The 13679-nt window shown below is 66.9% G+C and carries 11 protein-coding genes; 7 read left to right on the top strand and 4 right to left on the bottom strand.

What is annotated here, in order from left to right; genetic code table 11:
• Window positions 1-3: 3 nt before the first annotated feature.
• On the bottom strand, window positions 4-366 hold the full coding sequence (locus GS4_RS10110; RefSeq protein ID WP_007620176.1) for a chorismate mutase: 363 nt from the start codon (window positions 364-366) through the stop codon (window positions 4-6).
• 47 nt (window positions 367-413) lie between these two features.
• On the opposite strand from GS4_RS10110, the gene GS4_RS10105 reads away from it, so the two are divergent.
• Window positions 414-2318 (top strand): hypothetical protein, encoded by a 1905-nt coding sequence (locus GS4_RS10105; protein ID WP_040510146.1) that lies wholly within the window; start codon window positions 414-416, stop codon window positions 2316-2318.
• 22 nt (window positions 2319-2340) lie between these two features.
• On the opposite strand, the gene GS4_RS10100 is transcribed toward GS4_RS10105, so the two are convergent.
• Window positions 2341-3930, bottom strand: a complete 1590-nt coding sequence (locus GS4_RS10100) for a hypothetical protein (RefSeq protein WP_007620174.1) — start codon at window positions 3928-3930, stop codon at window positions 2341-2343.
• Window positions 3931-4095: 165 nt separating this feature from the next.
• On the opposite strand from GS4_RS10100, the gene GS4_RS10095 reads away from it, so the two are divergent.
• Window positions 4096-6627 carry a UvrD-helicase domain-containing protein gene (locus tag GS4_RS10095; protein WP_007620172.1) on the top strand — a complete coding sequence of 844 codons (2532 nt, stop codon included), beginning with the start codon at window positions 4096-4098 and terminating at the stop codon, window positions 6625-6627.
• A gap of 481 nt (window positions 6628-7108) precedes the next feature.
• On the opposite strand, the gene map is transcribed toward GS4_RS10095, so the two are convergent.
• Complete coding sequence (gene map / locus GS4_RS10090) at window positions 7109-7882, bottom strand: type I methionyl aminopeptidase (protein ID WP_007620168.1); 774 nt, start codon at window positions 7880-7882, stop codon at window positions 7109-7111.
• A 93-nt stretch (window positions 7883-7975) separates the two neighbouring features.
• Here map and GS4_RS10085 point away from each other — a divergent pair, with 93 nt between their 5' ends.
• Window positions 7976-8278, top strand: coding sequence for a helix-turn-helix transcriptional regulator (locus GS4_RS10085; RefSeq protein ID WP_007620166.1), 303 nt, complete (start codon window positions 7976-7978; stop codon window positions 8276-8278).
• Between the two features lie 73 nt (window positions 8279-8351).
• On the opposite strand, the gene GS4_RS10080 is transcribed toward GS4_RS10085, so the two are convergent.
• A complete protein-coding gene (locus tag GS4_RS10080) occupies window positions 8352-9503 on the bottom strand; it encodes a M23 family metallopeptidase (protein WP_007620160.1) in 1152 nt (383 codons plus the stop codon).
• Between the two features lie 464 nt (window positions 9504-9967).
• On the opposite strand from GS4_RS10080, the gene sucC reads away from it, so the two are divergent.
• The 4 genes from sucC to GS4_RS10060 all read left to right on the top strand — a co-directional run bounded on the left by sucC (window position 9968) and on the right by GS4_RS10060 (window position 13580).
• Entirely contained in the window at window positions 9968-11131 is a 1164-nt protein-coding gene (gene sucC, locus GS4_RS10075) for an ADP-forming succinate--CoA ligase subunit beta (RefSeq protein WP_007620156.1), read from the top strand.
• A 13-nt stretch (window positions 11132-11144) separates the two neighbouring features.
• Window positions 11145-12035, top strand: a complete 891-nt coding sequence (gene sucD, locus GS4_RS10070; protein WP_007620155.1) for a succinate--CoA ligase subunit alpha — start codon at window positions 11145-11147, stop codon at window positions 12033-12035.
• Between the two features lie 140 nt (window positions 12036-12175).
• Window positions 12176-12973: a hypothetical protein gene (locus GS4_RS10065; protein ID WP_245555615.1), complete on the top strand. Its 798-nt coding sequence runs from the start codon at window positions 12176-12178 to the stop codon at window positions 12971-12973.
• On the top strand, window positions 12966-13580 hold the full coding sequence (locus tag GS4_RS10060) for an RDD family protein (protein ID WP_083862694.1): 615 nt from the start codon (window positions 12966-12968) through the stop codon (window positions 13578-13580). The genes GS4_RS10065 and GS4_RS10060 overlap by 8 nt, the downstream gene beginning before the upstream one ends.
• Window positions 13581-13679: the final 99 nt, after the last annotated feature.

Here is a 13679-nt window from a genome sequence, read left to right as displayed (position 1 = left end):
GTGTCAGCGACCCAGCGGGCCACGACCGAGCCGCAGCAGCAGCATCGCCAGCGTGTGCCCCTCCTGGCCGAGTTCGGCGAACCGGTCGAGGACCTTGACCTCCCGACTGTGCACGAGCCGCGGACCTCCGGAGGCCATCCGCTTGGCGCCGATCTTCTTCGAGACGGCGGATCGGCGCTTGATGGCGGCGAGGATCACCGCGTCGAGCCGGTCGATCTCGCCGCGCAGGACGTCGATGTCCTCGGGCAGGTCGGTGACGTCGGCGGTCAGGTCGTAGGCGGCGAGGTCGATGGTCGGCTCGCCCGGGGTCGGCGCGCCCGACGGCTGGTCGTCGCCGTTGTCGGTAGGACTGCTGGGCTCGGTCACCTGTCAGATTTTGCCACGCACGATCCGGGACAGGTCTACTAGAGCCCATGCTGAGCAGGCGGACGGTGTCGTCGGTCGTGATCGTGCTGATCGTCGCCCAACTCGTGGTCCGAGGGTGGCTGGTCGCGACCGGGGGCTTCTACTGGGACGATCTCATCTTCATCGGGCGCGCATCGACGCACCCGATCCTCTCCTGGGAGTACCTGGGACACAGTCACGATGGTCATTTCATGCCCTTGACGTTCCTGGTCGCAGGGGTCTCGACGCTGATCGCTCCACTGAACTGGATCATCCCTGCGGCGACCTTGATCGTGGCGCAGGCGATCGCGTCGATAGCGGTGTGGCGGATGATCCGGGTGATCGCACCGGCCGCTCGTGGGGGTGCCATCGCTGCGTTCGCCTTCTATCTGTTCACGCCGATGACCGTGCCGGCGTTCGCGTGGTGGGCCGCAGGCCTCAACTCGCTCCCGCTGCAGGCGGCGATGGCCTGGATCGTCGCGGAAGCGGTACGCGCCGTCCGAGGTGACGTCGCGCCGCAGGCGATGCGCGGCGTGGTCATCCGATCGACCATCGTCTTCCTTGTCTCGCTCGGATTCTTCGAGAAGTCGCTCTTCATCCTCCCGGTCGCATTCGTCGCCGCTGCGCTCGTGGTACGGCGCACGCGGTCGGCGGAGACCCAGGAGCCGACTCCATCGCGCGATCCCGCGCCGACCGACGCCGACAGCGGATCACGTTCGCATGCAACGGACCTCGGGCCGATCGGTATCGCGTTCGTCCGTGTGAGGGCGTTGTGGGCCTCCCTCGGCGCCGTGTTCGTCGTGTGGCTCGTGATCTTCTTCGCGGTCTCCGACGCGACGGCAGGCGAACACTCGATCGGACAGACCGCGCGGTTGGTCTGGCGGTCGGTGACCAACGCGATCCTGCCGTCGTTCGTCGGCGGTCCCTGGGAGTGGGAACGCTGGGTGCCCAGTCCGCCAATGGGTTTCGCGCCGCTGTGGATGATCGTCAGCGGCCTGCTGGTGGTCGTCGGCGCGATCTGGTGGGCGGTCACGCGACGGCAGGGAGCGATCGCGATCGTGCTGTTCACCGTCGCCTACGCCGTCCTCGCTCAGGTTCCCGCCATGTGGAACCGGTCGAGCGCCAACACCGCGCTCGAACTCGCGCAGACCATGCGCTATCTGCCCGACACGGCCGTCGTCATCACCCTGGCGTGGGCCCTGGTACTCGCCGCACCACCGATCCGCCGCTCGGCCGAGGCGACCGCGACCCGGCGCCATGCGCAGGATCCGGCGGGACAGGTTGCGCCGGTCGCGGTGGGTGCCGCCCTCGTCGGTGCACTGGTGGTCGGATCCGCCATGATCTCGTTGGCGTCGTTCTCCTCGTCCTGGCGCGACGACCCGACCGGCGACTACCTGGCCAACGCCCAGCGATCGCTGGCCCAGAACCGCGAGCACCCGATGTTCGACCAGGCCCTGCCCCTCGAGGTCCTGCTGCCGGTCGCCTATCCCGACAACCAGATCAGCCACACCTTCGGTCGGATCACCGACCGCTCACCGTTCGCATCGACCACCGACACCCTCAACGTCCTCGACTCCGCCGGGAACCTGGTGCCCGGCACCGTGACCCAACGACGGACCATCGAGGCCGGACGCGGTTCGTGCCGGCGGCCGGAGGTCGACGAACGCAAGCGACTGCCGCTGGACGGACCACTCATCCAGTGGCGCTGGTCGGTCGCACTGAGTTACTGCGCCAACCGCGACGGCATCGTGGAACTGGCCCTCGACGGCGGGCCCGCCGTCCGGGTGCCGGTGCGTTCGGGGCTGCACGTGGTCTACGCACAACTCGACGGTGCCGGCTCGCGGATCACCGCGACGCCGGTGACGCCGGGCCTCGCCCTGCACACCGGCGAGGGGCGTGTCGGCGAGGTGGTCGAGGCGCGTCTCGCCGGCTGACCTCGTGCGCGACTGAAGGAAGTCAGTCCTGGTCGAGCGGGGTGTTGTAGACGATGACGTCGGCGGGATCGATGTTCGCCGAGGCGATCAGCGCCCGCACCGCCGGCACCGCCGCGGCCTCCGACACCCACCAGATGACGTCGATGTCGCCCGCCGCCTGGACCTGCTTCTTGAGCTGTTCGGTCAGGGTCGCCGTGCCCTCCCAGGTCGGGTCGAAGACACCGTTGGTGACGTGCTCGGCGTAACCGGGTGACAGCAGGACGTGCAGCTTGCCGGTCGGCGACAGTCCGTCGAAGAGGTAACCGTTCTGCTCGATCGCGTAGCTGCTCGGCAGGCCGGTGATCTGGTCGTTGTAGTCGGCTGCGGTGCCCGGCTGCTTGGCGCCGGTACGCACCATGGTGACCTTCTGTTTTGCCGACTTCTCGTTCTCGTCGATGTACTGGTTGAGGTCGGCCAGGTTGTAGTCGAGGAACGGCAGGAACTTGTAGGTGGTCTTGGACTTCACCACGCCACCCGACGCGGGGAGGTTGGTGGCGTCGCAACGGGTCCGCGTGGCGCCTCCGATCGGGACGGAGACGATCCGATCGCAACTGCCGCCGACCTCGCCTGCGGGCCGGCCGTTGACCTCGAACTTGAGGTTGATGCCGTAGTTGATCCGACCGCGGAGAGGGGCCTTGATGACCGGGTTCAGCGCGCCGGACACGTTGACATCGAATCCGCATCGGACCGGGTTGCACTCACCGCCGCGATTGACGTTGATCGGTGAGGGCAACGGGGCCACCCCGGGCGCCGGGACGTTGGTGAGTTCCGGCGCGATCGACCGCTCGCTGGCGAAGACCTTGGAGATGTCGTCGGCGCCGAGGGGTTCGACACTGGTGTCGATGGTGTAACTGGTGCGGTCGACCTTGATCTCGCCGGACACGTGGGTCACGGTCTTGGTGTTCGGGTCGAAGGTGGTGGTCACGTCGTTGACCTTCACCTTGTCGTTGCCGATCGCGGTGATCGTGGGGTCCGAGGTCGGCCAGTAGCGGGCATCCGGCAGGCCCTTGTTCGGCGTCGGCAGTTCGAGGCCGAGGCTGGGACGGCTGACACGTTCGGCGTTGGCGATGCGACCGGCGAGCTGACGTGGTGAGAGCAGGTACCCGAGGTCGGGGAACGCGGTGTAATCGAGGCTGGCCCACTTGTTGTCGACCGGGGCGAGGTCGAGGACCTCACCGTTCTTGCGGAACGCGAGCAAGGAGGACCAGAACGCCGACGGGCCGTTGGCGAAGTAGAAGTTGCCGATCTCCCGGTACTGGGCCTGGTTGCCGTTGCTGATGACCGTCCCCTCGGTGTTCTTGCTCGAGGTGACGAGGAGGTTCTTGAACTCGACGGTGTTGGTGTCGGTGTCGCCGCCGATCCCGTAGGTGATCTTGCCGGTGTAGCGGGCGCCGGCGTTGCCGGCGAGCTTGAACGCGACCTGGTCGAGATCCTGCTGCGCACGGAAGGCCTGGGTGGGCCCGGCGGACCCCTGAGAGCTGAACGGTATGAAGGAGAGCGCCAACGCGACGACCACCGCGAGGACACCCCCACCGAGGATCACAGCGGGAATGGTGTTCGACTTGCGGTTCATCTCGCGTCCCCTTCACGGCGCCGACCGGCGATATGTCCGATTATGGATATCACGATCGGGCACAGACCTGGTCGTCGAGTTGGACCGTTCGAATGACCCCCACCGACACCCGAGTGATTCGGGCATATCGTAGCCTGTCGGGCGCCCGGAGTAGCCTCAGGACCGATGACACGATCCACCTCACAGCCGACGTCGCCGCCGGTCGACGCCGATCTCGACGAGCGTTCGGCGCGGCTCCTCGACGGTCTCAACCCTCAGCAGCGCGCCGCCGTCCTCCACACCGGCACGCCGTTGCTGATCGTCGCCGGTGCCGGCTCGGGCAAGACCGCGGTGCTCACCCGACGCATCGCCTTCCTGCTCGCCCACCGCGGTTTCACGCCCGGCCAGATCTTGGCGATCACCTTCACCAACAAGGCCGCGGCGGAGATGCGCGAGCGGGTCATCGATCTCGTCGGTCCCCGTGCCGCATACATGTGGGTGTCGACCTTCCACTCCACCTGCGTCCGCATCCTGCGTGCCCAATCCGGGTTGCTCGAGGGGATGAACTCGAACTTCTCGATCTACGACTCCGACGACTCGAAGCGCCTGCTGGGCATGATCATCCGGGATCTCGAGCTCGATCCGAAGAAGTTCAGTCCACGCGGGGTCGGGGTCAGCATCTCGAACCTGAAGAACGAGCTGATCGACCCCGATCAGGCCACCGCGACCGCCGCGGACGGCGAACCCGCGGTGCAGACCGTCGCACGCATCTACGCCGAGTACCAGCGTCGGCTGCGGGCGGCCAACGCCTTCGACTTCGACGATCTGATCGGCGAGACGGTCGCGCTGCTCCAGCGGCACCCGGAGGTCGCCGCGTACTACCGTCGCCGCTTCCGGCATGTGCTGGTCGACGAGTACCAGGACACCAACCACGCACAGTACGTGCTGGTCCGTGAACTCGTGGGGGAGCGGGTGGACGACGACGCCGACGCGGTGACCGTCGGACCATCCGAACTCTGTGTGGTCGGTGACGCGGATCAGTCGATCTACGCATTCCGCGGCGCAACCATCCGCAACATCGAGGAGTTCGAACGTGACTTCCCCGATGCCGAGACGATCCTGCTCGAGCAGAACTATCGCTCGACCCAGACGATCCTGTCGGCGGCGAATGCCGTCATCTCACAGAACTCCAATCGGCGGGAGAAGAGGCTGTGGACCGACTCCGGTGACGGCGAACTGATCGTCGGTTACGTCGCCGATTCCGATCGCGACGAGTCGATGTTCATCGCCAAGGAGATCGAGACCCTCACCGACTACTCCATCGGCGGATCGACGAGCGCCAAGTACTCCGACATCGCGGTGTTCTACCGGACGAACACCGGATCCCGTGCGCTGGAAGAGGTCTTCGTCCGGCACGGCATCCCGTACAAGGTGGTCGGCGGGACGCGCTTCTACGAGCGCAAGGAGGTCCGCGACGTCGTGGCCTACCTGCGCGTGGTGGCGAACCCGGACGACTCGGTGAGCCTCCGACGCATCCTGAACACGCCCCGCCGCGGCATCGGCGACCGTGCCGAGGCGTGCGTCGCAGTGCACGCGGAGAACACCGGGACGAGCTTCTACGAGGCGCTGCTGGCAGGCGCCGAGGGCAAGGTGCCACTGCTGAACACTCGTGCGGTCAAGCAGATCGGCGGCTTCGTCGAGCTCATCGAGGGGCTGCGCAACGATTTTCTCGCGACATTCGGCGAGGCCGGATCGTCGGATGCCGACATCGCCGTGGCCGACGCGACCGAGGAGGGCGCCGACATCGGTGAACTCGTCGACGCTATCGTCGAGCGGTCGGGCTATCGCTCCGAGCTGGAGGCGTCGAGCGACCCGCAGGACGGTGCGCGGCTGGACAACATCAACGAACTCGTCGCCGTGGCGCGCGAATTCAGTGCCGAGGCTGCGGGCGAGGCCGATGGCGACCTCGATGACCTCGACGCCGAGGCTCGCGCAGAGGTCGACAACGAGGGGGAGCCGGAACCGGGTTCGCTGGCCGCGTTCCTCGAGAAGGTCTCGCTTGTCGCCGACGCCGACCAGGTGCCCGACGAGGGCGATGGTCTGGTGACGATGATGACGTTGCACACCGCCAAGGGGCTGGAGTTCCCGGTCGTCTTCGTCACCGGCTGGGAGGACGGGCACTTCCCGCACATGCGTGCCCTCGGCGATCCGGGTGAGCTGAGCGAAGAGCGTCGCCTCGCCTACGTCGGGATCACGCGCGCCAAAGAGCGGCTCTACGTGACCCGGTCGGTCACGCGGGCATCGTGGGGGCAGCCGGTGTCGAATCCGGAATCCCGCTTCCTGCAGGAGATCCCGCAGCATCTGCTCGACTGGCGTCGTACCGAACCGCGACGGTCGGCGAGTCGGCAACTCGGATCGTCGGGCGGAGTGTTCGGCCGGGAGTCGGGCGGCTTCGGATCGTCAGGGTTCGGGTCGTCGGGTGGATTCGGTTCGGGTACTCGCGGTCGGTCGTCGTACTCGTCCGACCCGGCACGTGGTCGGAACAAGCACGTCGACTACGCCGTCGGTGACCGGATGAACCATCCCAAGTACGGGATGGGCAAGGCCGTCGCCCGCGAGGGCAATGGTCCCACCGAGCGGATCACCTTCGACTTCGGTGGCAGCGTCGGTCGGATGACATTCATGACGCTCGGCGGATTGCCCGGCGAGAAGCTGTAGGGCGGATCAGCTTTCGGGTTTCGCGGGCGTGGCGGGGTTGAGCGGCCCGCCGGGTTGACGAAAATCTGCTGTTCTGCGGTGGGTCTTGTGCAATATCCACGTGGTGTTGCGCTCCGCGGCAGATTTTGGCTACTGCGTTCGGACGGGCGGGCGGTGATTCCGTCGGCGTCGGCCTCTCGGCCCCGGGTTGACCAAAATCTCCCGTCTAGCGGTCGGTCGTGTGCAATATCCACGTGGCGACCCGCTCCGCGGCAGATTTTGGCTATCGCGGACGGGCGGCTGGGTCATCGCGAAATGTGCCCTGGCTCATCCGAAATGTGCCCAACACCCTCGGCTCGCCCCCCGGGGTTGACCAAAAACTGCGCTCCAGCGGTCGGTCGTGTGCAATATCCACGTGGCGATGCGCTCCGCGGCAGATTTTGGTCGCGGGGCCAGCGGGTCAGCGCGTCCGGCCGACCGAGCGAAAGAGCCGGCCCACAGATCAGACGGTCGGCAGCGTCAGGATCTCGGCTCCGTCGTCGGTGATGGCGATGGTGTGCTCACTGTGCGCGGTCCGGCATCCGGTGGCGCTCTTGAGGGTCCAACCGTCGGTATCGGTGATGAGCTGATCGGTGTCGGCCATGATCCACGGTTCGAGTGCCAGCAGCAGTCCGGGCCGCAGCTTGTGTCCCCGACCGGCGCGCCCCACGTTGGCGATGTGCGGGTCCTGATGCATCGTCGACCCGATGCCGTGACCGCCGAAGTCGGTGTTGATGGGGTAGCCGTCGGCGGAGAGCACGGAGCCGATCGCATGTGAGATGTCGCCGATGCGACCGCCCGGGCCGGCGGCGGAGATGCCTGCGGCCAGTGCGCGTTCGGTCGTCTCGATCATCGCGACACTCTCGACCGGCCGTGCGTCGCCGACGATGAAGCTGATGGCTGCGTCGGCCGCGATCCCACGCAGCGTGACGGCCAGGTCGAGGGTCAGCAGATCGCCGTCGGCGAGGACTCGATCGTGCGGACGGCCATGCAGTACAGCATCATTCACGGCGGTGCAGATGTAGTGGCCGAACGGGCCACGGCCGAACGACGGCGCGTAGTCGACGTAGCACGACTCGGCGCCCGCCTCGAGGATCATCGCCTTGGTCCACTCGTCGATCTCGAGCAGGTTGGTCCCGACGGTCGCCTGCCGCTTCATGGTGTGCAGGATGTCGCCGACCAATGCGCCGGTGTCGCGTGCCCGCGCCACCTCGCGCGGACTCAAGATCTCGATCATTCGGTGCCCTTCTCGACGCCTCATACGGGTCGCCGCGCAGCTGTCATCCAATAACTATCCCGGCCATACTATCCCGGTACTATTATCGGTGTCATGGTCCGGTTGCCGCTCACTCCCGCCGATGTCGAACGTGGACAACGCCTGGGCGCATTGCTGCGCGAAGCGCGGGGGCAACGTCCGATGCTCGATGTCGCTCTCGACGCGGGGGTGTCACCGGAGACCTTGCGCAAGATCGAGACCGGTCGCGTGGCCACTCCGGCGTTCCCGACCATCGCGGCCATCGCGGGCGTACTCGACCTCTCGCTCGACCAGGTGTGGGCAAAGATCACCAGATCCGACGGTGATGACGAGTCGACTCGCGCGAGCAGAGGTGTGCGGGAGCGTCTGATCTCCTGACCACCTTGGTGGCGTCGAGCGCTGGTCGACGTCAGAGGTGGGAGGAACAGTCCAGACGGAATGTAAGGGAAGATCAGCCGCCGGTGTAGGCAGACAGCTGGACACCGTGCTGCGCGAGCCACGGCATCGGGTCGATCTTGGTGGTGCCGTTCTTCCAGACCTCGAAGTGGCAGTGCGGGCCGGTGGAGAAGCCTTCGCTGCCGACCAGGGCGATGACGTCGCCCGCGGTCACGTGCTGGCCCTTCTGGACCAGGACGCCGGATGAGGCCATGTGGCCGTACATGGTGACGGTGCCGTCGGCTGCCCGGACCTGGACCCAGTTGCCGTATCCCGATGCGGGACCGGCGGCGATGACGACGCCGTCGGTGGCTGAGTGGATCGGGGTGCCGAGCGGGGCGGCCATGTCGATACCACCGTGGAAGCTGCCCCAGCGCATGGCGAACGACGAGGTGAAGTCGTATTTGCCCATCGGGATGGGTGAAGCGAACAGCGGTCGGCGTGCGAGAGCCTCACGCTGTGCCTCGGCGGCGGCGATCCTCTTGCCGACGGCCAACTGCTGCGTGAAGGTGCTCATGTCGCGGGCCGAGGTGTCGGGTGCGATGCCCGGGCCGAGATCGGCGGCCGGGAGTGCGGCGTCGCCGACGTTGGCGGCCGTGGTCGGCGTCACCTCTGGCTCTGCGGAGGTGCTGACCTGGGCGACGGCTGCGACGGCCGCACCCGCTGCCATCGCGACCAGCGCGGCGCGACCACCCTTGAGGGCGGTCGGAGGTGCGGTGACGCGGTGCTTTCCACCGCGGCGTGAGCCGCTGGTGGCACGCTGGGTGCGGAACGGCTTGCTGTCGGCGACTCGGATCTGCAGCTCGCCGGAAGAGGTGGCGTTCTCGGGGTAGTCCTCGAAGAAGCTGTCGAGCTCGGCGCCCTGGACCTCGTAGGGCTCGTCGACGTACTCGTCGAACTCGTCCTCCGGGATCAGGATGTCCTGCGTGATCTCGGAACGAGTGGGGTGGTAGTAGCTGTCGCGGCGATCGGAATCCCAGTTGCCGGAACCCCAGCGGGTGTCCGACTCCCAGCCGGCGTCGGCCTCGGCCTCCCAGGACGGGATGTAGTCGTCGACGGCGATGACCGTCGTCATCTCCTCGGCGCGCATCGCGTCGTCGGTGCGGGTGGCGCGCCGGGTGGGCGCGGCCGGTCCGCTCGCAAGACCTCGTCCCGCCAAATCGCCCACCTACTCTCTACTGCTCCACGGTCCCGGGGGACGATTCCCCGTGACCGATTCGTGACACTCAGGAGACGGTAACGAAATGATTGCGGCAAGTCCAACCATCGGCGTCTATTGGGCCGAAATCTGTGACTTGCATCACTGGAAATCGGTCACGGCTGTGCTGTGACGAATTCCGAGTTCTCTATCGCCATGTCCCCCTGAGTATGCGGGCCCTTGGGCCCTCGGACACTCAACCACGTGTCACCCCCGGACGCCAGCCGCCGTCGAGAACTGCCACCCGGCCGAAGCCGTGACCTCGACGTGACCCACGGTGCCCGTGTGACGACCGAGCGAGTGATCTGTCGCACAAGCGAAGGGTGCGCCAACTGTGGTCATACGCGGCGGGTTTAGAGTCCGATATGGCCCGCGTTACACCCCATCCGGGTGTTACATCCATGAGCGGACGAATCTACGAGATGGTGAGCTGAATGGATCTCTTCGAATACCAGGCGAAGGAACTCTTCGCCAAGCACGAGGTGCCGACCTCGGCCGGCCGTGTGACCGACACGGTTGCCGGAGCACGTGAGATCGCCGAGGAAATCGGCAAGCCCGTGATGGTCAAGGCACAGGTGAAGGTCGGCGGCCGCGGCAAGGCCGGCGGCGTCAAGTACTCCAAGGACGTCGACGAGGCCGTGGCGAACGCCGAGGCGATCCTCGGCCTCGACATCAAGGGTCACGTCGTCAAGAAGCTGTTGGTCGCCGAGGCGAGCGACATCGCGGAGGAGTACTACATCTCCTTCCTGCTCGACCGCACCAACCGCACCTACCTGGCCATGTGCTCAGTCGAGGGTGGTGTCGAGATCGAGGTCACCGCGGAGGAGAACCCTGACGCGCTGGCGAGGATACCCGTGGACGCCGTGAAGGGTGTCGACCTCGCATTCGCGCGCAGCATCGCCGAGGCAGGCAAGCTGCCTGCCGAGGTGCTCGACGCCGCAGCTGTCACCATCCAGAAGCTCTGGGAGGTGTTCATCAACGAGGATGCCCTGCTCGTCGAGGTCAACCCGCTGGTGCGCACGCCCGACGACCAGATCCTGGCCCTCGACGGCAAGGTCACCCTGGACGCCAACGCCGACTTCCGGCAGCCCGGCCACGAGGCCTTCGAGGATCGCGACGCGACCGATCCGCTGGAGCTCAAGGCCAAGGAGAACGACCTCAACTACGTCAAGCTCGACGGTCAGGTCGGCATCATCGGCAACGGTGCGGGTCTGGTCATGTCGACCCTGGACGTCGTCGCCTACGCCGGTGAGGCCCACGGTGACGTGAAGCCCGCCAACTTCCTCGACATCGGTGGCGGCGCCTCGGCCGAGGTCATGGCGGCCGGTCTCGACGTCATCCTCGGTGACGATCAGGTCAAGAGCGTCTTCGTCAACGTGTTCGGTGGGATCACCGCATGTGACGCGGTCGCCAACGGCATCGTCGGCGCGCTGGACAAGCTCGGTGCCGATGCCAACAAGCCGTTGGTCGTCCGCCTGGACGGCAACAAGGTCGAAGAGGGACGCAAGATCCTCGCCGATGCGAACCATCCGTTGGTGACGCTCGCCGAGACCATGGACTCCGGCGCCGACAAGGCAGCCGAACTGGCGAGCAAGTAGGAGCAGCAGAGCTATGTCGATTTTCCTGAACAAGGATTCCAAGGTCATCGTCCAGGGCATCACCGGCGGTGAGGGAACCAAGCACACCGCCCTGATGCTCAAGGCAGGCACGCAGGTCGTCGGCGGCGTCAACGCCCGCAAGGCCGGCACCACCGTGACCCACGACGGCGGCGTCGAGCTGCCGGTCTTCGGGTCGGTCCAAGAGGCCATCAAGGAGACCGGGGCCGACGTCTCGATCGCCTTCGTCCCGCCGAAGTTCGCCAAGGACGCCATCATCGAGGCCATCGACGCGGAGATCCCGCTGCTCGTGGTCATCACCGAGGGCATCCCCGTGCAGGACTCCGCCTACGCCTGGGCCTACAACGTCGAGAAGGGCAACAAGACCCGGATCATCGGCCCGAACTGCCCCGGCATCATCACGCCGGGTGAGTCGCTGGTCGGCATCACACCGAACAACATCACCGGGACCGGTCCGATCGGACTCGTCTCGAAGTCGGGAACCCTGACCTACCAGATGATGTACGAGCTCAACGATCTCGGTTTCTCCACCGCCATCGGCATCGGCGGTGACCCGGTCATCGGCACGACCCACATCGACGCCATCGAGGCATTCGAGGCCGACCCCGACACCAAGTTGATCGTGATGATCGGTGAGATCGGTGGCGACGCCGAGGAGCGTGCAGCCGACTACATCAAGGCCAACGTGACCAAGCCGGTCGTCGGGTACGTCGCGGGCTTCACCGCGCCCGAGGGCAAGACCATGGGCCACGCGGGTGCGATCGTCTCCGGCAGTTCGGGCACCGCCCAGGCGAAGAAGGAGGCCCTCGAGGCCGCAGGCGTGAAGGTCGGCAAGACGCCGTCCGAGACCGCCAACCTGGCACGGGAGCTCTACAAGAGTCTGTAAGGCACCCGGACACCATCCCCGACGGCGGGGCGTCGCGAACATCGCGACGCCCCGCCGTCGTCGTGTCGGGAGCGGCCGTGCCGATCGCAACGCGGGCCAACCTCCATCGCCGGTCCGTTCTGCCCGACTATTCTTCTTTCGTGGACGACGAGAGACCCGCCACCGGCGGCGCGGCGTCCGGGCCGACCGGCGCGACGCGTCGCGACCTGCTGCCCGTGGCGCAGGTGGTCGGTTCCGCTGCCGGATCTCGCGAGTTTGCGATCGCGACGGGAGCTGCGATCGTCGCCGGCCAAACCGTCGTCGGTGGTCTGCGTCTGGCCCGATCCGGGGTACGTCTGGCACTGCGGACGCCGGTGATCGGACCGTTCGGGCGGCGGGTCATCGACCGCCTCGCCGCCGAGGGGGAGCGGGCCGTGGTGACGGTCGCTCCCGAACTCACCGACCGCGTCCTACGCGTCGTCGTCGCCGTGATCACGATCGTGATAGCCGAACTCGACATCACGCGCCTGGTTCGGGAGCAGGTCGATCTGAACGCCATCGCCACCGATCTCGACGTCGACGCGGTCCTGGCCCGCATCGACCTCGACGAGGTGATCCTGGACCAGGTCGACATCAACACCATCATCCGTGAGGGCGTGGACCTGAACGCGGTGGCGCGGCTGCTGGATCTCGACGCGATCGCGAAGCAGATCGATGTGGACGGGATCGTCGCGCGCGTCGACATCGACGCGATCCTGGGTCGTGTCGACCTGGTGTCGATCGCCGAGGACGTCATCGACGGTGTCGACCTCACCGAGATCATCCGCGATGCGAGCACGTCGGTGACCGCCGACGTGATGACCGACGTCCGCAGCACCGGCGAACGCGCCGACGACGCCGTGGCACGTGCGATCGGCCGATTGTTGCGTCGCAAGGAGAGCGGGGAGACCGATGGTTGATCCGGGAGCCGCCGAGGCCGCGAAGTCGTCGCCGGGAAGGTCGGAGGACGCGGGAGCCGCCGAAGGCGCGCATCGATCCGATCCGCCAGTGGCTGGTTCGCACCCGTCCACCTCTCACTCCGCGCCGCATGCGACTGTCTCGCGTTCGACCGCCGCGCAACACCCTCGGCCGCACCACCACGTCCCCGACAGCACCAAGACGGCGGGCGTCGTCAGTCGCGGGGTGGCCGCGGTCCTGGACGTCTTGACGGTCGGTGCGTTGATGGGCGCCATCTGGGTGGGTCTTGCGCTGACGCTGTTGGTGTTCGGCGCCAACGCCTTCCACTTCCCCGACCGAGGCGTGCTCTTCACCGCGACCGGTTTCGCGATCGTCTCGATCGCCTACAACTCGACGTGCTGGGCCGTCTCCGGCCGCACCCTCGGCGGTGTCGTGATGGGGCTGCGCGTCGTCAATCGCAAGGGCGAGCGCGTCCGCCCGGTGGTCGCGATCCTGCGTGCGGCGGGGTACACCTTCTTCGCAGTCGGGCTGCTGTGGGTCGCCATCGACCCGCGCCGACGGTCGCTGCAGGACATCGTGGTCCGCACGCGGGTGGTCTACTCGCGCTGAGCGCCGGTACCACTCGATGGTACGCGGTGCACGTTCCCGCGACGTCGGTCCGTTCCTGCGACCTCGATCGAGGTCGCGTTGTCGAGGCGTGGTCGCGGG

It is taken from the genome of Gordonia soli NBRC 108243 (genome assembly GCF_000334455.1).
In the GTDB taxonomy this organism is placed as follows: Bacteria; Actinomycetota; Actinomycetes; order Mycobacteriales; family Mycobacteriaceae; genus Gordonia; species Gordonia soli.
This window is presented reverse-complemented; position numbering and strand designations above follow the sequence as displayed.